The sequence below is a fragment of the Stenotrophomonas sp. Steno-Z4 genome (assembly GCF_056393145.1).
In genome coordinates this window covers 14,014-34,311 of the sequence record NZ_JBWJPC010000005.1, presented here as the reverse complement: position 1 = coordinate 34,311, position 20,298 = coordinate 14,014, and the positions used below count along the sequence as shown (strand labels likewise).

Genomic DNA, 20,298 nt, shown 5'->3' with positions numbered 1-20,298 from the left:
CGCGCGGTGATGGATCGCCGGGCAGGGCCCGGCGCCACGTCACTTGGCCAGCAGCTCGAAGATCACCGGCTCACCGGCGGCAGACGACGCGCACACCCACACATCGAACTGGCCCGGCTCCGCACGGAACACGCCATCACGGCCGGTGAAGCCCAGCGCATGACGATCCAGCGTGAAGCGCACGTCCGTGCTCTCGCCCGGCTGCAATGCCACCTTGCGGAAATCCTTCAGCTCGCGCACCGGCCGCACGCGGCTGGCCACGCGGTCGTGGATGTACAGCTGCACCACTTCCTCACCCGCCACCGCACCGGTGTTGGTGAGGGTGGTGGTGATCTCCAGGGTGTCATCCCAGCCCAGCTGGGCGCTGTTCAACTGCGGCACGCCGTAACCGAAGGTGGTGTAGCCGATGCCGTGCCCGAACGGATACAGCGCCGCGTTCGGGATCTCGCGCCAGCGGGCCTTGAACTCCGACATGGTCGGCAGTTCCGGGCGGCCGGTGCGCGGGTGGTTGTAGAAGAACGGCTGCTGCCCCGATACCTGCGGGAAGCTCACCGGCAGGCGGCCGGACGGGTTGTAATCGCCGAACAGCACATCGGCCACGGCCGGGCCGGTCTGCGTGCCCAGGTACCAGGTGATGGCCACGGCCTGCGCATTGCGCACCGCACCCTGCAGGGCCAGCGCGCGACCATTGCGCAGCAGCACCACCAGCGGCTTGCCGGTCATCGCCACGGCCTCGGCCAGCGCCTGCTGCGCTGCCGGCAGGGTGATTTCCACGCGCGACTGCGCTTCGCCGCTGTAGCGCTGCGGTTCGCCCAGCGCCAGCACCACCACGTCTGCACGCAGTGCGGCGGCGACGGCCTGTTCGATGCCGTCCTGCACGGCCGCTTCCAGGTCGCAGCCGGGCACGATCTCCAGCAGGCTTTCATCGCGGATCGCCGCGCGCACGCCGGCTTCCAGGGTGACGTAGCGCGACTTGTCGCCGAACAGCGTCCAGCAGCCTTCGATGTTGTCGCGGTCCTGCACGAACGGGCCGATCAGGGCGATCTTCTGACCCTCCTTGCGCAGCGGCAGCACGTTGCCTTCGTTCTTGAGCAGCACGATGGAACGGCGCGCGGCATCGCGCGACAGTTCGTCATGTGCGGCGATGTAGGAGGTATCGGCTTCGCGCACCGGATCCAGCGAACGGTAGGGATCGTCGAACAGGCCGATCGCTTCCTTCAGGTTGAGGATGCGGCGCACGGATTCGTCCAGCGTGGCCATCGGCACCTCGCCGCTGTCGATCAGGCCCGGCAGGTGTTCGGCGTAGAAGCCGCTCTGCATGCTCAGGTCCAGGCCGGCGGTGAAGGCCTTGGCGGTGGCGTCGCGGTCGTCGGCGGCATAACCGTGCGCGACCAGTTCCATGTCGGCGGTGTAATCGGAGATCACCACGCCCGGGAACTGCCACTCACCGCGCAGGATGTCGGTGAGCAGTTCGGCGTTGGCGCTGGCGGGCACGCCGTTGATGTCGTTGAAGGAGGACATCACCGTGATCGCACCGGCCTCGAACGCGGCCTTGAACGGCGGCAGGTGCACGTCGCGCAGGGTCTGCGGCGAGATGTCCACCATGTTGTATTCCATGCCGGCCATCACCGCGCCGTAGGCGGCGAAGTGCTTCGGGGTGGACAGCAGCGCGTCGGCGGCGCGCAGGTCCGGCCCTTGGAAGCCGCGCACGCGGGCGGCGGCGAACGCGCAGCCCAGCACCACGTCTTCACCGGCGCCTTCGGCACCGCGGCCCCAGCGCTGGTCGCGGGCGATGTCCACCGCCGGTGCGTAGGTCCAGTGCAGGCCGGCCGCGGTGGCCTCGACGGCGGTGGCGCGCGCGGTGCGCTGGGCCAGGTCCGGTTCGAAGCTGGCCGCTTCGCCCAGCGGGATCGGGAACACGGTGCGCATGCCGTGGATGACATCGGCGGCCAGGATCACCGGAATGCCCAGGCGGCTTTCTTCCAGGGCGACCTTCTGGATGCGGCGGCCGGCCTCGACGCCCACGCCGTTGAACAGCGAGCCCACCTTGCCTTCGCGCACCTGCTGCAGCACCTGGTCGGCGTTGCTGACATTGGCTTCGGGGTTCACGTCCGGCGCGAACGGCCGGACCATGTCCGCGAACACACCCAGCTGGCCGACTTTTTCTTCGACGGTCATCTGGGCAATGAGGGTTTCGATGCGATCGGAGGCCACCGGCTATCCTTATGAAAACGTTTACAAGGCCGAGATTCTAGCGTTCCCGCCGCCAGCAAAGCAAAGCGCGGGGCACAGGAGCTTACTCTGCGGCGGCCCGCTGCTGCTGTGCGGTCATCAACATGGCATCGCTGGAGGCCTGGAACACGCGCAGCCCGAACGCCGGCAGGATCGCCAGCAGGTGGTCAAACACGTCTGATTGAATGCCTTCGTAGCCAGCCCAAGCGGTAGTGCGGGTGAAACAGTACACCTCCAGCGGCAGGCCTTCGGTGGTGGGCTGCAGTTGCCGTACCAGCAGCGTCATATCCGTATGGATGCCGGGGTGCTGGCGCAGGTAGCGCTCCACGTAGGCACGGAAGGTTCCCAGGTTGGTAACCCGGCGCGCGTTCACTGCCGCCACGCCCTGGGCCTGCAGCTGGGTGTTCCACTGGGTGAGCTCGGCCTGCTTCTCACGCAGGTAGTCGCCCAGCACCGCGAACTGCTCCAGCCGCTGCAATGCCGCCGCGTCCAGGAAGCCCACGCTGTGCTGGTCCAGGTACAGCGCGCGCTTGATCCGGCGGCCGCCGGCTTCCTGCATGCCGCGCCAGTTCTTGAACGACTCGGTGACCAGCTTCTTGGTCGGGATGGTGGTGATGGTCTTGTCGAAGTTCTGCACGGTGATGGTGTGCAGGGCGATATCGATCACATCGCCATCGGCGTTCTGGCTGGGCATTTCGATCCAGTCGCCGAGCCGCACGCGACCATCGCCGCTGATCTGCACGCTGGCCACCAGTGACAGGATGGTGTCCTGGAAGACCAGCATCAGCACGGCGGTGGCGGCGCCCAGGCCGGCCACCATCGGGCCCAGCTTCAGGCCCAGCAGTTCAGCAACAATGACCAGGCCTGCGGCCACGAAGACGACGATCTTCACGACCTGCAGATAGCCCTTGATGGGCTTGTTGCGGGCATCGGGGCGCCGCTCGTAGAGCTCGTTGGCCGCATCCAGCGCGTGCGAGACCGCCAGCGCGACGGTCAGGACCGCCCAGGCCCGGCAGGCGCCGATGATGAATTCCACCAGCTGTGGCGGCAGATCCGGCACGATGCGGATGCCGGCGGCGATGACCATGCTGGGCACCACGTTGGACAGCCGCGAGATCACCCGCAGGTTGCTGCCGCCTTCCGTGCCGGGCAGGCGCCGCACCAGCCGGCGCAGGCCGCGCAGCAGGATGCGCTTGGTGACGAAGTTGGCCAGCCAGGCGGCCAGCGCCAATGCGCACAGCACGATGGTGGTATAGGCCCAGGGCCAGGGTTCAAGGGTGTCCTGCAGGTTTTCCAGGAGTTGTACTGCGATTACGGCGTCTACCATCGTTTACGGATTCTCTTGGTATTGCGAGGGCCGACTGACAGTCGGCGCTACCGGGGCGCGGCCCCTGCGACAGCTGCGCGACCGGGGCGCGCCCCGTGCGACAGCTGCGCGGTCAGTGCCGGGCAGCGGTGCCTCAGGCGGCGCTGCGCTCGATGATCACGCCCACGGCCTTGGCGCCACGCACCGCGCCGGGCTTGCTCAGCTTCAGGCGCAGCCACTGCACGTTGAACTCGCGCAGCACGATCTCGGCGATGCGCTCGGCCAGGGTTTCAACCAGGCCGAAGTCGGATTCGCGCACGAACTGCTCGATGCGCTTGCTCACGGCCTTATAGTTCAGGGTGTCGGCGATATCGTCGCTGGCCGCCGGCCTGCGGTTGTCAAAGCCCATTTCCAGATCGAAGCGCAGGGTCTGGCGGATCCGCCGTTCCCAGTCGTAGATCCCGATCAGGGCATCGATCTCAAGCCCTTCGATGAATACCTTGTCCATAGGAGTGCCACGTAGAAGATGGCGACCATGGTAACGGGACGGCCCCGAACGTGCCTCGAACCGGTGCCTGGCGGCGCCCCGTGTGAAATGCGGGCCGAAAAAGACAAAGGGCCCCGCGCGGAGCCCTTTGCTTTACCTCTTGTCCCCGGGTGGAGATGGGATACCCATCCGCGAGTCCCGGTGGCGCGTGAGGCAGAAATTACGTGGGCGGCGCTACGCCGTCAACCATTCTTGACTGGAATTGGGACGAGTTTCGCTCTTGCGGTCGATTCAATAGAGACAGTCAATCAGGCTCCGCAGATCGATTGAGACAACCTCGCAACAGCCTCCTGATCCCTGATGTTCACAGCACCGCCTGCCACTCCATCCTCCACCCATCGGACATGAGGGGCCAGCAGTGTGCATATGGAAGACGCTGTAAGACGTGCTTTGTCGGAAGAACGGCTGCGCACATTCGATTGTGCAGTCACCTGCAGCACACAGTGCACACCACTCGAACTGTACCTCTGGAATGCACGCATCTCCGCCGCGTTTCTGGTGCCGCTGCACATTGGAGAGGTGGTGACCCGCAACGCCGTATCCGATGCGCTTACCCGAATCCATGGGCCGCGGTGGCCATCTGCTACACCGCCGGCAGCGTCGCCATGTCCCAGCGCGGGGTGACCTGCACCTGCGGCGGGTTGTGCTGGCCGGCCTCCAGGCGCAGCGCGCCGGCGAAGGCGATCATGGCGCCGTTGTCGGTGCACAGCGAAGGGCGCGGGAAGCACGCCCGGCCACCGCGGCGTTCGGCCATCTGCTGCAGCTTGGCCCGCAGGCGCTTGTTGGCGCCCACGCCACCGGCCACCACGATCACGTCGGTACCGGCCGCATCCAGCGCGCGCTCGCATTTGATGGCCAGCGTTTCAACCACGGCATCTTCAAAGCCGCGCGCGATGTCGGCGCGGGTCTGCTCGCTCTGGTCGCTGTCGCGCCAGGCCAGCAGCACCTGGGTTTTCAGGCCGGAGAAGCTGAAATCCAGCCCGGGCCGGTCGGTCATCGGGCGGGTGAACTTGAACCTGCCCGGGGTGCCATGTTCGGCCAGGGCCGCCAGCTGCGGGCCGCCCGGGTACGGCAGGCCCATCAGCTTGGCGGTCTTGTCGAAGGCTTCGCCGGCGGCATCGTCCAGGGTCTCGCCGAGCAGGCGGTACTGACCGATCCGGTCCACCGCCACCAGCTGGGTATGCCCGCCGGACACCAGCAGGGCCACGAACGGCGGCTCCGGCGGGTCGTCTTCCATCAGGGGGGCCAGCAGATGGCCTTCCATATGGTGGACGCCCACCGCAGGCACCTCCAGCGCCCAGGCGAGCGAACGGGCCACGCCCGCGCCCACCAGCAGGGCGCCGACCAGCCCCGGGCCGGCCGTGTAGGCCACCCCGTCGATGTCGCCCACGCCCAGCCCCGCCTCGGCCAGGGTCTGGCGGATCAGGGGGAGCAGCTTGCGCACGTGGTCACGGCTGGCCAGTTCAGGCACCACCCCGCCGTATTCGGCGTGAAGGGCGATCTGGCTGTACACGGCATGGGCGCGCAGGGCGTCCGGGCCGGCCACGGCGGTGTCATACACCGCTACGCCGGTCTCATCGCAGGAAGATTCGATACCAAGGACTCGCATAACGGGTATTATGGACCTCTTGAGGCCTTGGCAGACGTACCGCCGACGTGCCCTTCACTACCCCAGGCCAGGATCTTTGCCGGGGTGGGTTGCAACTTCTTTTCTCGCCGCTATAATGTGCGGCTCTCACCGGGCGTGACCCGGTTCTACTGTGTCCCGGAGATTCCATGCCCAGCGTTAAAGTCCGCGAGAACGAGCCCTTCGAGTTTGCGCTCCGTCGCTTCAAGCGCACCTGCGAAAAGGCCGGCGTGCTGGCCGAAACCCGCAAGCGCGAGTTCTACGAAAAGCCGACCCAGGAGCGCAAGCGTAAGGCTGCCGCTGCTGTGAAGCGTCAGCTGCGCCGCTCGTCGCGCGACGTCACCAAGCGTCAGCGCCTGTACTGATCGGACGCAACTTCGATGCGGCAGGCTTGTCCTGTCGCGGCGGAGCCGAAGCCGGAACGCGCGAGCGTTACCGGCTTTTTGCGTTTCCACCCTTTTCATCGATACGAGGTGTTCCATGAGCCTGAAGCTGCAGCTCACCGAAGACATGAAGGCCGCCATGAAGGCGGGCGACAAGCACAAGCTGTCCGTGATCCGCCTGATCAAGGCGGAAATCCAGCGCCGCGAAGTGGATGAGCGCGTCGAGCTGGACGACACCGCTGTGATCGCCGTGCTCGACAAGATGGTCAAGCAGCGCAAGGACTCGATCAGCCAGTACGAAGCAGCCCAGCGTGAAGACCTGGCGCAGATCGAGCGCGACGAACTGGTGGTGATCGACACCTACCTGCCGGCCAAGATGGGCGAAGCCGAGATCGTGGCTGCGATCCAGGCCGCCGTTGCCGAAACGGGCGCCGCCAGCGCCGCCGACATGGGCAAGCTGATGGGCGCACTGAAGCCGAAGCTGGCCGGCCAGGCCGACATGGGCCTGGTCTCCAAGCTGGTGAAGGCGCACTTCGCCGGTTGAGTGAGCGGGGGGGACACGACCAACGGTATGCCCACGCTGCGCGCGGGCACCCTTCGGGCCGTCGTAAACGACGTTAGGTGCGGCTTTCGCCGCACCTTGCGTGTCCTACCAGTGGGCGCCCACCGTTGATGGGCCCGCGTTTCACCCGGTCTTCGAACCGGGCCTGCTAGAAATCCAGGCATGTCTTCGCTGCCACCCTCTCCCGCGCCCGAGCCCGCGCACGACCCTTCCCGCGTTCCGCCCCGCCTGCGCAAGTACGTGGACCGGCTTGAACGCAGTTTCCCGGTTGCCGTGGGCAAACGCTTCGTCGATGTGGACGTGCTGACCCAAGCCGCGTCGGTGTCCTTCTATGCCCTGCTGTCGATGGCGCCGTTGCTGGTGCTGCTGCTGTGGCTTACCGCTTCGCTGTACCCGCCCGCACAGCAGGCGCTGATCGGCCAGATCAACGATGTGGCCGGCAGCAGCGCGGCCACCGTGGCCGATACCGTGCTCAAGAACGCCGACAACCAGCCCTCGATGGGCTCGCTGGCCGGGATGTGGAGCACGTTATTGCTGTTCATCGGCGCCACGGCGGTGTTCGCCCAGCTGCAGAACGCGCTCAACCTGATCTTCAACACCAGCGGCGAACGCCTGGACGGCATCGTGGCGTGGCTGCGCAAGCGCGTGTTTTCCTTCGGCGTGGTGCTGGCGCTGGGCTTCCTGCTGATCCTGTCGATGACCGCCACCACCATGCTGCAGGTGGCGTTCGCGCAACTGCCCTCGGTGCTGCCGGCGGTGGGTTACCTGACCAGCCTGTTGCTGTACACGGTGGGCTTCGCGTTCCTCTACCACTACCTGCCCGACCGGCGCGTGGCCTGGCGGCAGGCGTTCATCGGCGGGGTGATCACCTCGGCGCTGTTCGCGCTGGGCCGCTATGCCATCGGGCTGTACATCGCCACGGTGGCGCCGGGCAGCGCCTACGGCTCGATGGGCGCGCTGGTGATCTCGCTGGTGTGGATCTACTACGCCACGGTGGTGTTCTTCGTGGGCGCGCTGATGACGGCGGTGATCGACGAGCGCCTGCGTGCCCGCGTGCACCTGGCCGAGGCCGGCATCGTGCCGCCGAAACCGGGCGAAGGCACCGCCAGCTAGTAGACTAGCGGGGTCCCCCGCTTCCGTGCGTGGCCGTTGCCGGCCGTGCCCCCTGCTGCTGCCCATGGCCCGTATCCCCGACGCATTCATCGACGACCTGCTGGCCCGCTCCGACATCGTCGAAGTGGTGGGCAGCCGCGTGCCGCTGAAGCGCCAGGGCAAGGAATATTCGGCGCGCTGCCCGTTCCATGACGAGCGCTCGGCCTCGTTCACGGTCTCGCCCACCAAGCAGTTCTACCACTGCTTCGGCTGCGGCGCGCACGGCACCGCGATCAGCTTCCTGATGAACTATGACCGCCTGGAGTTCCTAGACGCGGTCGATGAGCTGGCCAAGCGCGTGGGCATGGAAGTACCACGCGATACCCAGCCGCGCACCGCCCAGCAGCAGGACGACAGCCGCGAGCTGTACGCCGCGCTGGATGCGGCCACGCGCTTCTTCCAGAAGTCGCTGGAGGGCAGCGACACCGCCCGTGCCTACCTGGACCAGCGCGGCGTGGACGAGGAGAACCGCACGCGCTTTGCAATCGGCTACGCACCCGATGGCTACAGCGCGCTGAAGGATGCATTGGGCAAGGACGAGCGGCGCATGAAGCTGCTTGACCGCGCCGGGCTGTTTTCCAAGAACGACCGCGGCCATGTCTACGACAAGTTCCGCGACCGGGTGATGTTCCCGATCTTCGACCGGCGCGGGCGCGTGATCGCCTATGGCGGCCGGGTGCTCGAGAAGGACGACGGCCCCAAGTACCTCAACTCGCCCGAGACCGCGCTGTTCCACAAGGGGCGCGAACTGTACGGCCTGTGGCAGGTGCGCCAGGCCAACCAGAAGATCGAACGGCTGATCGTGGTGGAAGGCTACATGGACGTGGTCTCGCTGTTCCAGTTCGGGGTCACCCAGGCGGTGGCGACGCTGGGCACGGCCACCACGCCGGACCATGCCGAGCTGCTGTTCCGCAACGCGCCGGATGTGTTCTTCTGCTTCGACGGCGACGCCGCCGGCCGCCGCGCCGGCTGGCGCGCGCTGGAATCGGTGCTCCCGCGCATGAAGGATGGCCGCCAGGCATTCTTCCTGTTCCTGCCCGATGGCGAAGACCCCGACACCATCGTGCGCAAGGAAGGGAAGGACGGCTTTGACGAGCGCCTGAAGCAGGCCACGCCGTTGTCGCAGTTCTTCTTCGATGAGCTCACCCGCGAAGTGAACATGGCCACGCTGGATGGCAAGGCACGCCTGGCCGAACGCGCGCGGCCGATGCTGGCGCAGATTCCCGATGGCGCCTTCGGCGACCTGATGAAGCAGCAGCTGGCCACGTTGACCGGGCTGGGCGCCAAACCGGCGGCCGCGCCGGCATCGCGCCCGCCGGGACGCGCCGTGGCACCCGCGCAGCGGCGCAGCCTGGTACGCGCGGCCATTGCCATCCTGCTGCAGCAGCCGTCGCTGGCGATGACGCTGGAAGGCCACCACTTCAGCGGCCTGCGCCTGCCCGGGGTGGAGCTGCTGATCGAGCTGCTCACGTTGGTGGAACAACGCCCGGACATCAGCACCGGCGCACTGCTGGAGCACTTCGAAGGCCGCGAAGAGCAGGAATCGCTGCACAAGCTGGCCGCGCAGACGCTGCCCGGCGATGAGGCGATGTGGAACCAGGAACTGCACGATGCGGTGGCGCAGCTGGAAAAACAGCTGTTGCTGCAACGTCTGGAGGAGCTTCAGGCAAAGCAGCGGCAGCAGGGTCTGGACGATACTGACAAGTACGAACTGCGCGAGCTGTTGAAGGCGCGCGCCACGCTGCGTTGACCGATGAGGGAGGAAGGTGAAGTGATGCGACGTTGGAACCGCCCCGCCTTCTTCAGTGCCTGCGTGATGTGCCTGGTGTTGCTTGCTCCGGCCAGCAGCGAGGCAGGGCCCCGCTCTACGCAGGATGGGTTGGATGCTCGGCTGGTAGAGCGAGGCCCTGCCTCGCTGGCCGAAGCCGACCTCGCCCGAACCTTCAGGAATCCGGCCAAAGACCTCTACACCGGCGGACAACCGACGGCAGCACAACTGCAGCAGGCCGCCACGGCAGGCATCACCACCGTGATCGACCTGCGCCAACCCACCGAAGACCGCGGCTTCGACGAAACCGCCACGGCGGCGTCGCTCGGCCTGCACTACGTGCGCATCCCGGTCGCCGGTGCTGCCGGCCTGACCCCCGCCAAGGTGCAGGCCCTGCAGGCCGCACTGGCCCAGGCCAACGGCCCGGTACTGCTGCACTGTGCCTCCGGCAACCGCGTCGGCGCGCTGCTGGCGCTGATGAAAGCGCAACAGGGCGCATCCACCGAACAGGCCCTGCAGTTCGGCCGCGAGGCCGGCATGACCTCGCTGGAGGCCCAGACCCGCACCCTGCTCGAGCAGGACACCGCGCGTTGAAGCTGCTGCCGCTTCACCCCCTTTCCCCCTGCTCTACAGGAGCCTGCCCACCATGACCCGCTGGTGGTCGCGCCTGCGACCGGACAACTTCACCCTCGCCCTGCTCGGCACCGTGCTGCTGGCGTCGTTCCTGCCGATGCACGGTCCTGCGGCCATGGTGCTGGACGATGTCACCGACGTGGCCATCGCTGCGCTGTTCTTCCTGCACGGCGCGCGCCTGCCGCGCGAATCGATCATGGCCGGGCTGCTGCACTGGCGCCTGCACCTGACCATCCTGGCCTGCACGTTCGTGCTGTTCCCGCTGTTCGGGCTGGCGTTCAAGCCGCTGGATGGCTGGCTGCTCACCCCCGAGCTGTACATCGGCGTGCTGTTCCTGTGCGCGTTGCCGTCCACGGTGCAGTCATCGATCGCGTTCACCTCGCTGGCGCGCGGCAACGTGCCGGCGGCGGTGGTCAGCGCTTCGCTGTCCAGCATCCTCGGCGTGTTCCTCACCCCGCTGCTGCTGGCCCTGCTGGCCGGCACCGCAGGCGGCATGCACAACCCCGGCCAGGCCATCCTGAGCATCATGCTGCAGCTGCTGGTGCCGTTCGTGGTCGGCCACCTGCTGCGCCCATGGATCGCCCGCTGGGTGGAACGGCAGCGTGCGCTGCTGCGCTACACCGACCAGGGCACGATCCTGCTGGTGGTGTATTCGGCCTTCGGTGAAGCGGTCAACGAAGGGCTGTGGAGCAAGACCCCGCTGTTGTCGCTGCTCACCGTGGCGGTGGTGGCGGCGGTGCTGCTGGGTATCGCCATGCCGACGATTGCCTTCCTGTCACGGCGGCTGGGCTTCAACCGCGAAGACCGCATCACCATCCTGTTCTGCGGCTCGAAGAAGAGCCTGGCCACCGGCGTGCCGATGGCCAAGATCCTGTTCGCCGGCGGCAGCCTGGGCGCCATCGTGCTGCCGATCATGATCTACCACCAGATCCAGCTGATCGTCTGCGCGGTGATCGCACAGCGCTACGCACGCGACCCCGTGGTGAACCCCGCGCCATTGGACTGACGGCGCAGCACGCGGTACGCGGCGATGTTGGTAGGGTCGCTTCCCAAACGACCGCCGATAACGGTGATCAGCCGATGGTGGGCATGACAATCATCGGAACTGCGCTTTGCGACGTGGCGTCGGCCAGGGTCATGCCGCCATCGCGCTGATCATTGCTACCGGCGGTCGTTTGGGAAGCGACCCTACCAAAGCCGTTCCCAGCCCGCCGGGTTCCGCGCCGACCGGCGTCAGCGGTCGGTCAACGTTCCTACGCTCAGCTCCGGCAGGTACACCCATACGTCATACGAGCGATCCGGGTCCGTTTCGGCAACCGGATCGCGTGCCGGCCGCTCGAGCAGCGGCATCGCGCGGCAGGGGCTCATGCAATGCCAGGTGTGGCCACGCAGTGCCTCCACGCGCACGCTGTACAGCGGCAGGTCCAGAAGGAACGCCGCCATGGTGCGATGCTGCATTTCCGGGGGCGCATCTTCCAACGGGTGGCGCATTGCATGCACGTTGCCTGTCAGTACCAGCATCCGCGCCGCGCTGGGCAGCGCGTTGAACTGTTGGCGCACATGGGTGGCCATCTCCGCGTCGCGATCCACGTCGCTGTCGTACGCGCTGATCTCAATGTCGTAGCCCGCTACAGCGATATCGCGACCCTGCGCCCGCAGCACGCGCAACGTTTCGATCAGCGCCAGCATGTCGCGACTACGTCGCCCGTCATGCTGGCCATCTTTCACCCGCCAGAACGGCGAGGTACGCAGTGCTTCGCGCGCATCCGCATCGCCGTTGGAGCGCAGGTACCGTGCCAGCGCGGCGTTCTCGCTCATCGGCAGCTCCAACCCCAGCCGCACGGACGCGTTGTCGCGGCTGTAGCGTTCCATCAGGTCGGCCACCAGCAGCGGCGTTTCGGCGGTGCCGTGGTATTCGCCGAGCACCACCAGCCGGTGGTCGCCCGCCAAGGTCACGATCTGTGTTGCGGTGTCACCGACACCGCCTGCCGGCACGGCGGCGGCTGTGCCGCACACCATCGAAGCCACCATCACAGCCATCCAGAGCCATCGCTTCATGCCGTCACGTCCTGTTGGGGTCATGAAAGCAATGGCGACGCGATGTCCGGTTTCAAGGCCGGCGCAGGAAGCTCACAGGAACGGCAGCATCCAGTGGTCCACCATCAGGAACGCGAACAGCGCCATGAGGTAGACGATGGAGTAGCCGAACATCTTCATCGAGAACAGCTCGTCCGGCGGGTTGAGCATGCGCCAGGCGTACCAGAGGAATACGGCGTTGAGCACCACCGCGCCGCCCAGGTAGAACAGCCCGCTCATGCCCACCACGGTGGGCAGGATGCTGACGATGGCCAGCACGATGGAGTACGCCATGATCGACTTGCGGGTGTAGGCCACGCCATGGGTGACCGGCAGCATCGGGATCTTGGCCTTGGCGTAGTCTTCGCGGCGGAAGATTGCCAGCGCCCAGAAATGCGGCGGGGTCCAGATGAAGATGATCAGCACCAGCAGCGAGGCATACGCCCAGTCCCACGGACCCTGCATGCCGGTGATGGCCGCCCAGCCCAGCAGCGGCGGGGTGGCGCCGGCGAGACCGCCGATGACGATGTTCTGCGAGGTGGCGCGCTTGAGGTACACGGTGTAGATCACCGCGTAGCCGATCAGCGAGGCGAAGGTCAGCACGGCGGTGATGACGTTCACCCACAGCACCAGGATGGTCATCGACAGCACGATCAGCGCGCCGGCAAACACCAGCACCTGCCACGGTTTGACCTTGCCCACTACCAGCGGCCGCCACGAGGTGCGCGCCATCTGCGCGTCGATCTGCGCGTCCAGCAGCTGGTTGATGGCCGCTGCGGCCGAGGCCGCCAGCCAGATGCCGAGGAAGCCCAGCGCGCCGCGCACGGCCTGCTCGGCGGTGGGCAGCGCGGGGATGGCCAGGAACATGCCCACCAGCGCGGTGAACACGATCAACGCCACGACCTTCGGCTTGGTCAGGTCCCAATACTGCCTGACGCTCATGGTGTCGCCCCAACGGCTTCATCCACCACGTCGGAAGGCGCACGCAGGCGCGCCATCAGCGTGACCAGCACGAACAGCAGCGCGACCGCGCCGCCGCTGTGCGCCACTGCCACTTCCAGCGGCACCGCCAGCTTCACGTTGAGAATGCCCAGGCTGATCTGCGCCACCACCAGCAGCCCCAGCGCACTGGCCCAGCCGCGCATGCTCGGCAGCCGGTACAGGCGCACCGCCAGCCACAGCAGGTACACCGCCACCACGATCGCGAACATGCGGTGCGCCATCTGGATCGCGATGCGCGAAGCGCCATCGAGCACGCCCCCCTCGTAATCCACGCCGATGCCACGCCACAGCGTGAAGCCTTCCTTGAAGTCGTGCTGCGGCCACCACTGGCTGACGCAGCGCGGGAAATTATCCAGCGAGGCACTGCCGCCGCCGCAGGCCAGTGCTGCGTAGTTGGCGCTCACCCAGCCACCCAATGCGATCTGCATGACCAGCACGGCCACGCCGATGCGCAGCAGCCACTTCAGCTTCGGCGCCTGCACCAGGGTGATCGGCATGTGCGTGGCGCGCCAGGCCATCCACACCAGCAGCCCGAACATCAGCATGCCGCCGAGCAGGTGGCCCATGACCACGATGGGTTTGAGCAGCAGGGTCACCGTCCACATGCCCAGCAGCGCCTGGAAGATCACCACCGCCAGCGTCAGCAAGGCCGCGCGTGAGAGGTCGATGTTGTTCCAGCGCAACGCGGCGATCAGCAGGATCACTTCGCCGGTGATGGCCAGGATGCTGGCCAGGACATGCATGCCCATCATGTACAGCGGTATGCCGGTGGCCACCAGCACGCACGCGGTAACCACGGCGGTGGTGCCCCAGCGCCGGCGGCGCGTGGCCAGCAGGGCCAGGGTGAGGATTTCGATGCCCAGCGCGCCGGCCAGGAAACGGTGCACCTGCTCGCGCCACGCCTTGTGGGTTTCCAGCGGGCGGATCTTGGCCGCTTCGTGGCCGATCACTTCCTGCGCATGCTGCGGCCAGGTCACGCGGCCATAGCACGTGGGCCAGTCCGGGCAGCTCAGGCCGGCATCGGACAGGCGCACGAACGAACCAAACATGATCGTGCTGGCCGTCATGATCAGGGCGAACCACGCCAGACGGTGGAAATTGCGATGCAGCGCCGGGCGCGCGGTGGGGTTCATCAAACGGAACTCACTTCAGTTTCAACAGCGTGGCCATGTCCTTGCGCAGACCGGCCAATTCGAATCCCGGCGCATACCGCATGATCACGAACCCGTTCGGGTCGATGACATACACAGGCGTGCCGGCGGCGTCATCCACGGCGGGCAACACGGCACGCAGGTTCGGCTGGGGGGCCAGCACGCGCAGGGCGGGAAAGCCCTGGACCTCGGCCGGCGGCGTACCCAGCCACAGGATCTCCACATTATCGGCCCTATGGCCGAACAGCTGCCACACCTTGTCCAATCCCTGCGACAAAGTGACGCACTCGGCCGCGCAGCCCGGGGCCGGCGCCACCAGGATGCGCCAGACATGGGCATCGGGGTTCCACGGGTACGGTTGGCCGTTGGCCAGGGTGGGCGGCAGCGCGCGCGCGTCCACCGCCGGGGTGAACACTTCGCCGGTGTTGCGGTGGGCGGCCGGCTGCCAGCCGGCGAAGCGCAGCACGCCGGCCAGCGCCATGACCCCGAAGAACAGGCCGAACAGGGCTACCAGGGTCCAGCGGCCACGGTTGCGGGCCTTGAGCTGTTCCGGGGTGATGGCATTCATGCGTGGGATTTTCTCATGGAAGGAGGGGGCGTGCCGGGCGCCGCCGGCGCCATTCGAGGACGAGGGCGACGATCAGCACGGTCAGGGCCAGGCCGAACCACTGCACGGCGTAGCCGAGGTGGCGGCTGGGCGGCAGGGTGTTGGGCAGCAGCTCCAGGTCGCGGGCATAGCCGCCGGGCAGCGCGGGATCCAGGCGCAGTACCGGGCCGTGCAGGCTGCCCGCGGGCAGTGCCAGCGTGGAGGCGACTTCATCGGGCGGCATGCGGTTCGCCAGCCACACACCCGGTTGCGGGGTCGCGGTGAATGCCGGGCCCAGCACGAGCCCGCTGGCCGGCGGCGGCGCCAGCAGGCCGGCCACCTGGGCGGGACCCTCGCGCGGCACGATGGCCGGCAGGGTGCGGTCGCCCGGCATCGGCAGCCAACCCAGGTCCACCAGCACCACCGCGCCGCCATCGCTGCGGAACGGCTGGTACACCTTGATGCCGGCGCGGCCTTCGCGGGTCTGGTTGTCCAGCAGCAGGGTGCCGGGCAGGAAGTGGCCGTGGTCCTCCACCCAGCGCAGCTGCACGGGTGCGGCCTGCGCCTGGGCCAGGCTGAGGGTCTGCGCGCGGGCCGGCAGCTGCTGGTCCAGCAGCGCCTGTTTTTCATGCATCCGCTGCAGCTGCCAGCGGCCCAGCTGGCAGAACGCCAGGATTACCAGCACGGCGACGACCCAGCCGACCAGGCGCGTGTGCTGGCGCATCATGACAACGCCGGCAAAACGCGGTCAGATAGGCATACCCGCCCTGCCCTAGAGCTGCGCATGAATGATTCGTTGAAGACCCTGCTGGTAATCGCGTTTCTGATCGTCATCGTCTGGAATCTGGGCGCGGGGCTGTATTACCTGCTGGTCGACCGTGGCCAGACCAAGCGCACGGTCAATGCGCTCACCCGCCGCATCGCGGTATCGGTGGCGCTGATCGTGCTGGTGGCCATCGGCATCTACAGCGGCTGGATCAAACCCCACGGCGTGGGCGGCTGATACCGCCCGACGCTACAGCACGTAGACGAACAGGAACAGCATCAGCCACACCACGTCGACGAAGTGCCAGTACCACGCGGCGGCTTCGAAACCGAAATGGTTGTCGCGGGTGAAGTGGCCCTTGGCCGAGCGCAGCCACATCACGATCAGCATGATCGTGCCCAGCAGCACGTGCGCGCCGTGGAAGCCGGTGAGCATGAAGAACGTGGAACCGTAGATGCCCGAGCCCAGGGTGAGGTTGAGCTCCTTGTAGGCGTGGATGTATTCCTCGGCCTGCAGCGTGAGGAAGAACGCGCCCAGCAGCACGGTGATGCCCAGCCACACCAGCAGCTGGCGGCGGTGGCCGGCCTTGAGCGCATGGTGGGCGATGGTGAGGGTGACGCCGGAGGTAAGCAGGATCAGCGTGTTGATCAGCGGCAGGCCCCAGGCCGGAATGGTCTGGAAGTGGCCGCCGATGGCGCCCGGGCCGTTGGTCGGCCAGGCGGCCGAATAGCCATCCCAGAGCAGTTCATTGGTCATCACCCCGTCGCCCTCGCCGCCCAGCCACGGCAGGCCCAGGTTGCGGGTGTAGAACAGCGCGCCGAAGAAGGCACCGAAGAACATCACTTCGGAGAAGATGAACCACACCATGCCCATCCGGAACGAGCCGTCGACCTGGTGGTTGTAGTTGCCGGCCTGCGATTCGCGCACGACGTCGCTGAACCACCAGAACAGGGTCAGCACCAGCATGGCGATGCCGGCGTAGAAGGTCCACTTGCCCCAGCCGGCATCATTGAGCCAGCTGGCCACGCCCACCATGGTGACCATCATCGCGATGGAGCCGATGAAGGGCCACTTGCTGTGGGTGGGCACGAAGTACACGTTGGCGTCTGGGCTGTGCTGGGTGGCCATGATCGGTATCCGGGTACGTATCAGGGTGCCGAGCGCGCGGTGGCCGGCGGGGTCGCCGTGGCCAGCTGCGCCGACAGCGCGTCGTTCTTGTAGAACGTGTAGGACAGGGTGATGGTCTTGATGTTGGCGGGCAGGTCCGGGTCGACGATGAAACGCACCGGCATGTCGCGTTTCTCGCCGGCCACCAGGGTCTGCGCGGTGAAGCAGAAGCATTCGGTCTTGCTGAAGTAGCCCGAGGCCTTGGCCGGGGCCACCGACGGCACCGCGCTGCCCACCAGCGCGTGGTCGCTGTCATTGCGCGCGTAGTACAGCGCTTCGTTGAGCTCGCCGGGCACCACGTCCATGGTCAGCTGTTCGGGGTGGAAGGCCCACGGCAGCTTGGAGTTCACGCCGCCATCGAACTGCACCCGCACGGTGCGCTTGGCTGCGCCGGGCGCCCCCACCGCCGCCGCACCGGGGCCACGCTCCAGCCGCACCCCGAACACCTTTTCGCAGGCGATGCGATACAGCGGCACCAGCGAAAAAGTGAGCACGAACACCGCCACCGCCACCGCGATCAGGCGCGGCAGCCCGGCATGCGGTGCGGGGCGGGTCTCGCTCATCGGCCCAGCACCCCGCTCAGGATGAAGCCGACATAGACCAGGATCGCTACCGCACCGACCCAGAGCGCGGTGCGCCGTGCGCGTTGGCGGCGGGCAGCCAGATCCTGTTGATGGACATCATGCATGGCGGACCTCAATGGGTGATGTCGTCATGGGCCAGATCGCCCGGGCGGATGGTCGGCGGTACGGTGAAGGTATGCGCCGGTGCCGGTGACGGAACCGTCCATTCCAGCCCGCGTGCACCTTCCCAGGCGCGGTCAGCGGCCTTTTCGCCGTTGCGCAGCGAGGCGATCAGGATCGCGGCCATCATGAACGGGGTCACGAACATGCCGAACGCGCCAATGGAGCTGATCAGGTTCCAGTCGGCGAACGCCACGCTGTAATCGGGAATGCGGCGCGGCATGCCGGCCAGGCCCAGGAAGTGCTGCGGGAAGAACAGCAGGTTCACGAAAATGATGGACCACCAGAAGTGCACCTTGGCCCAGAACTCGCTGTACATGCGCCCGGTCCACTTCGGCCACCAGTAGTACACGGCGCCGATCAGCGCGAACACCGCGCCGGTGACCAGCACGTAGTGGAAGTGCGCCACGACGAAGTAGGTGTCGTGGTACTGGAAGTCGGCCACCACGATGGCCAGCATCAGGCCGGAGAAGCCGCCGATGGTGAACAGGATCACGAAGGCGACCGCCCACAGCATGGGCGCTTCGAAGGTGAGCGAACCGCGCCACATGGTGCTCACCCAGTTGAAGACCTTCACCCCGGTGGGGATGGAGATCAGCATGGTGGCGAACATGAAGTAGATTTCGCCGCCCAGCGGCATGCCCACGGTGAACATGTGGTGGGCCCAGACGATGAAGGACAGGAAGGCGATCGCGGCGATCGCGTAGACCATGGCCTGGTAACCGAACAGCGGCTTGCGGCTGAAGGTGGGGATGATTTCACTGACCACGCCGAACGCCGGCAGGATCATGATGTACACCTCCGGGTGGCCGAAGAACCAGAAGATGTGCTGGAACATCACCGGGTCGCCGCCGCCGGCCGCGTTGAAGAAGCTGGTACCGAAGAACTTGTCGGTGAGCAGCATGGTCACCGCACCGGCCAGCACCGGCATCACCGCGATCAGCAGGAAGGCGGTGATCAGCCAGGACCAGCAGAAGATCGGCATCTTCAGCAGGTCGATGCCGGGCGCGCGCATGTTGAGCACGGTGGCGATGATGTTGATCGCGCCCATGATCGAACTGATGCCGGCCACGTGGATGGCGAACACGGTGAACGCCACGTTGTAGCCGCCCTGCAGCGACAGCGGCGGGTACAGGGTCCAGCCGCCGGCCGGCGCGCCGCCGGGCAGCAGGAAGGTGAGCAGCAGCAGGCTGAAGGCCACCGGCAGCAGCCAGAACGACCAGTTGTTCATGCGCGGCAGCGCCATGTCCGGTGCGCCCACCTGCAGCGGGATCATCCAGTTGGCCAGGCCGACGAAGGCGGGCATGACGCCACCGAAGATCATCACCAGCGCATGCACGGTGGTGAGCTGGTTGAAGGTTTCCGGCTTCACGAACTGCAGGCCGGGCTGCATCAGCTCGGCGCGGATGATCACGCTCATCGCCGCGCCGATGATGAACATGATGAAGCTGAAAAGCAGGTAGAGCGTGCCGATGTCCTTGTGGTTGGTCGAGAAGAACCAACGTTCGAAGAACGACTGCTGATGCCCGTGATGCCCGTCGTGATCAACTGCGGAATGCGCCATCGCCACACCACCTCGTTGGTTCGGTATCAGCGCGCGCCGCACGGCGCGCGCGGTTCGTATCAGGCGTTTTCAGGCGCCGGTGCAGCTGCGGGTGCAGCCTCGGGTGCGGGCGCCGCCGGGTCTGCGGGCGCAGGGGCGGCTTCCGGTGCGGCCGGTGCCGGCGCCGGATCGGGCGCCTTGGGCCGCTTTCCGGCCAGCCACTTCTGGAAATCTTCCTTGGACACCGCTTCCACCACGATGGGCATGAAGCCATGGTCCTTGCCGCACAGTTCGGCACACTGGCCGCGGTACACGCCGACCTTCTCGATGTTGGTCCAGGCTTCGTTGACGAAACCGGGAATGGCGTCCTGCTTCCAGCCCAGCGCCGGCACCCACCACGCATGGATCACGTCATCGGAGGTGATGACGAAACGCACCTTGGTGTCGACCGGCAGCACCAGGCGGTTGTCCACGTCGAGCAGGTAATGCGGGTGGCTTTCGCGGTCCGGCACCTTGCCGCTCTGCCGGACCCGGTCGGATTCGCGGTCCAGGCGGCTGGTGAAGGTGACGTCTTCACCCAGGTATTCGTACTTCCACATCCACTGGTAGCCGGTGACCTTGACGGTCATTTCGGCATCGCGGGTGTCGTAGAACTTGATCAGATTGGCCGTGGCCGGCCACGCCATCACCACCAGGATGATCACTGGAATGACCGTCCAGACGATCTCGGCCCTGGTGTTGTGGCTGAAGGTGGCGGCGACCGCCCCCTTGGATTTGCGGAACTTGAAGATGGCATAGAACATCGCGCCGAACACCAGCACGCCGATGACCGTACACACCCACAGCGAGAACATGTTGGATTCCCAGGCCAGCCGCGAGCTCTGGGTGACCCCCTTGCCCATGTTCAGCTGCCACGGAACCGGGTCGGCCGATTGGGCCCACGCCAGTGCCGGCGCCATCAGCGCTGCCCCACACCCCACTGCCTTTGCGAACTGCGTGCCCCACTTTCTGCGTTGCTTCATTGCCTAGACCCTTAGCGTCGTCGGTTGCAGCC

21 protein-coding genes are annotated in these 20,298 nt (G+C 66.7%); 7 read left to right on the top strand and 14 right to left on the bottom strand.

Annotation, left to right across the window (positions count from 1 at the left end):
• Positions 1 to 39: 39 nt before the first annotated feature.
• From bglX to tsaD, 4 genes are all read right to left on the bottom strand, one after another.
• Positions 40 to 2,214, bottom strand: coding sequence for a beta-glucosidase BglX (gene bglX, locus AC06E7_RS12700; RefSeq protein ID WP_478064964.1), 2,175 nt, complete (start codon positions 2,212 to 2,214; stop codon positions 40 to 42).
• Between the two features lie 82 nt (positions 2,215 to 2,296).
• Positions 2,297 to 3,559 carry a mechanosensitive ion channel family protein gene (locus tag AC06E7_RS12695; protein ID WP_478064963.1) on the bottom strand — a complete coding sequence of 421 codons (1,263 nt, stop codon included), beginning with the start codon at positions 3,557 to 3,559 and terminating at the stop codon, positions 2,297 to 2,299.
• Between the two features lie 133 nt (positions 3,560 to 3,692).
• A complete protein-coding gene (gene folB, locus AC06E7_RS12690; protein ID WP_093532979.1) occupies positions 3,693 to 4,046 on the bottom strand; it encodes a dihydroneopterin aldolase in 354 nt (117 codons plus the stop codon).
• Positions 4,047 to 4,668: 622 nt separating this feature from the next.
• Positions 4,669 to 5,694, bottom strand: a complete 1,026-nt coding sequence (gene tsaD / locus AC06E7_RS12685) for a tRNA (adenosine(37)-N6)-threonylcarbamoyltransferase complex transferase subunit TsaD (protein WP_478064962.1) — start codon at positions 5,692 to 5,694, stop codon at positions 4,669 to 4,671.
• Positions 5,695 to 5,861: 167 nt separating this feature from the next.
• Between tsaD and rpsU the strand changes: the two genes are divergently transcribed.
• From rpsU to AC06E7_RS12655, 6 genes are all read left to right on the top strand, one after another.
• Entirely contained in the window at positions 5,862 to 6,077 is a 216-nt protein-coding gene (gene rpsU, locus AC06E7_RS12680) for a 30S ribosomal protein S21 (RefSeq protein WP_002808376.1), read from the top strand.
• A 115-nt stretch (positions 6,078 to 6,192) separates the two neighbouring features.
• Entirely contained in the window at positions 6,193 to 6,639 is a 447-nt protein-coding gene (locus tag AC06E7_RS12675; RefSeq protein ID WP_093532977.1) for a GatB/YqeY domain-containing protein, read from the top strand.
• Between the two features lie 180 nt (positions 6,640 to 6,819).
• Positions 6,820 to 7,770, top strand: coding sequence for a YihY/virulence factor BrkB family protein (locus AC06E7_RS12670; protein ID WP_083214047.1), 951 nt, complete (start codon positions 6,820 to 6,822; stop codon positions 7,768 to 7,770).
• A gap of 64 nt (positions 7,771 to 7,834) precedes the next feature.
• Positions 7,835 to 9,559 carry a DNA primase gene (gene dnaG, locus AC06E7_RS12665; RefSeq protein WP_478064961.1) on the top strand — a complete coding sequence of 575 codons (1,725 nt, stop codon included), beginning with the start codon at positions 7,835 to 7,837 and terminating at the stop codon, positions 9,557 to 9,559.
• 24 nt (positions 9,560 to 9,583) lie between these two features.
• Complete coding sequence (locus tag AC06E7_RS12660) at positions 9,584 to 10,171, top strand: protein tyrosine phosphatase family protein (RefSeq protein WP_478064960.1); 588 nt, start codon at positions 9,584 to 9,586, stop codon at positions 10,169 to 10,171.
• Between the two features lie 52 nt (positions 10,172 to 10,223).
• Positions 10,224 to 11,216 carry a bile acid:sodium symporter family protein gene (locus AC06E7_RS12655; protein WP_478064959.1) on the top strand — a complete coding sequence of 331 codons (993 nt, stop codon included), beginning with the start codon at positions 10,224 to 10,226 and terminating at the stop codon, positions 11,214 to 11,216.
• Positions 11,217 to 11,443: 227 nt separating this feature from the next.
• On the opposite strand, the gene AC06E7_RS12650 is transcribed toward AC06E7_RS12655, so the two are convergent.
• The 5 genes from AC06E7_RS12650 to AC06E7_RS12630 all read right to left on the bottom strand — a co-directional run bounded on the left by AC06E7_RS12650 (position 11,444) and on the right by AC06E7_RS12630 (position 15,752).
• Positions 11,444 to 12,268 (bottom strand): calcium-binding protein, encoded by an 825-nt coding sequence (locus AC06E7_RS12650; protein WP_478064958.1) that lies wholly within the window; start codon positions 12,266 to 12,268, stop codon positions 11,444 to 11,446.
• Between the two features lie 72 nt (positions 12,269 to 12,340).
• Positions 12,341 to 13,228, bottom strand: coding sequence for a heme o synthase (gene cyoE / locus AC06E7_RS12645; protein WP_068848761.1), 888 nt, complete (start codon positions 13,226 to 13,228; stop codon positions 12,341 to 12,343).
• Positions 13,225 to 14,421, bottom strand: a complete 1,197-nt coding sequence (locus tag AC06E7_RS12640; RefSeq protein WP_478064957.1) for a COX15/CtaA family protein — start codon at positions 14,419 to 14,421, stop codon at positions 13,225 to 13,227. The genes cyoE and AC06E7_RS12640 overlap by 4 nt, the downstream gene beginning before the upstream one ends.
• A gap of 10 nt (positions 14,422 to 14,431) precedes the next feature.
• Positions 14,432 to 15,007 (bottom strand): hypothetical protein, encoded by a 576-nt coding sequence (locus tag AC06E7_RS12635; protein ID WP_184124378.1) that lies wholly within the window; start codon positions 15,005 to 15,007, stop codon positions 14,432 to 14,434.
• 13 nt (positions 15,008 to 15,020) lie between these two features.
• Entirely contained in the window at positions 15,021 to 15,752 is a 732-nt protein-coding gene (locus AC06E7_RS12630; protein ID WP_478064956.1) for an SURF1 family protein, read from the bottom strand.
• Between the two features lie 57 nt (positions 15,753 to 15,809).
• Here AC06E7_RS12630 and AC06E7_RS12625 point away from each other — a divergent pair, with 57 nt between their 5' ends.
• A complete protein-coding gene (locus AC06E7_RS12625) occupies positions 15,810 to 16,028 on the top strand; it encodes a twin transmembrane helix small protein (RefSeq protein WP_068848753.1) in 219 nt (72 codons plus the stop codon).
• Positions 16,029 to 16,040: 12 nt separating this feature from the next.
• Here AC06E7_RS12625 and AC06E7_RS12620 read toward each other — a convergent pair whose 3' ends face one another.
• The 5 genes from AC06E7_RS12620 to coxB are packed head-to-tail and all read right to left on the bottom strand — an operon-like array spanning position 16,041 to position 20,266.
• Positions 16,041 to 16,919: a cytochrome c oxidase subunit 3 gene (locus AC06E7_RS12620; RefSeq protein WP_068848751.1), complete on the bottom strand. Its 879-nt coding sequence runs from the start codon at positions 16,917 to 16,919 to the stop codon at positions 16,041 to 16,043.
• A gap of 20 nt (positions 16,920 to 16,939) precedes the next feature.
• Entirely contained in the window at positions 16,940 to 17,521 is a 582-nt protein-coding gene (locus tag AC06E7_RS12615) for a cytochrome c oxidase assembly protein (RefSeq protein WP_068848749.1), read from the bottom strand.
• On the bottom strand, positions 17,518 to 17,646 hold the full coding sequence (locus AC06E7_RS12610; protein ID WP_256947664.1) for a hypothetical protein: 129 nt from the start codon (positions 17,644 to 17,646) through the stop codon (positions 17,518 to 17,520). The genes AC06E7_RS12615 and AC06E7_RS12610 overlap by 4 nt, the downstream gene beginning before the upstream one ends.
• A gap of 8 nt (positions 17,647 to 17,654) precedes the next feature.
• Positions 17,655 to 19,265, bottom strand: a complete 1,611-nt coding sequence (gene ctaD / locus AC06E7_RS12605) for a cytochrome c oxidase subunit I (protein ID WP_068848748.1) — start codon at positions 19,263 to 19,265, stop codon at positions 17,655 to 17,657.
• 59 nt (positions 19,266 to 19,324) lie between these two features.
• Positions 19,325 to 20,266, bottom strand: coding sequence for a cytochrome c oxidase subunit II (gene coxB / locus AC06E7_RS12600; RefSeq protein WP_217538214.1), 942 nt, complete (start codon positions 20,264 to 20,266; stop codon positions 19,325 to 19,327).
• Positions 20,267 to 20,298 lie beyond the last annotated feature (32 nt).